The sequence below is a fragment of the Mycobacterium sp. E3251 genome (genome assembly GCF_001666835.1).
In the GTDB taxonomy this organism is placed as follows: Bacteria; Actinomycetota; Actinomycetes; order Mycobacteriales; family Mycobacteriaceae; genus Mycobacterium.
Genome location: NZ_LZJF01000149.1, coordinates 1 through 650, shown reverse-complemented (window position 1 = coordinate 650; position 650 = coordinate 1). Strand labels below are relative to the sequence as shown.

General features: G+C 68.8%; 1 protein-coding gene. It reads right to left on the bottom strand.

Annotated features, from left to right (window positions below; translation table 11 throughout):
• Nucleotides 1–650: AMP-binding protein (locus A5697_RS18295; protein ID WP_156673356.1), on the bottom strand; the 650-nt coding region annotated here is incomplete at both ends.

Genomic DNA, 650 nt, shown 5'->3' with positions numbered 1-650 from the left:
ACCTTCTCGGCCACCACCAACGCATGAAAATCCTTCGGCGAGCGCGCCACGGCCTCCGGGACCACCACCAGCCGCCCCCCGTGCAGCAGCGCCCCCCAGATCTCCCACACCGAGAAATCAAACGCATACGAATGGAACTGGGTCCACACCTGGCCTGGCCCCAACACCACCCCGACCTGCGCGGCGTCGAACAACCGGGTCACGTTGGCGTGGCTGACCGCCACCCCCTTGGGCACCCCGGTCGTGCCCGAGGTGTAGATGATGTGCGCGACATCCTCAGGATCCGGGCCCGGGGGCGCCGTGGCGGGCTGCGACTGCAGCACGGGGCTGTGCACGTCGATGACCGGCAACACATAGCCGGCCAACTTCTCGGCCAGCGCCACGCTGGTCACCGCGGCAACCGGCGCGGCGTCGGTCAACATGAACTCGACCCGCGCCGCCGGCAACCCCGCATCGATCGGCAAATACGCCGCCCCCGACTTCAGCACCCCCAGGATCGCCACGATCGCCTCGGCCGAGCGCTCCAACAACACCGCCACCGACTCCCCCGGACCCGCACCCCGGGCAATCAACGCATGCGCCAACCGATTCGACGCCTCATCCAACTCCCGATACGACAACGAACGACCCGCACACCGCACCGCCACCGC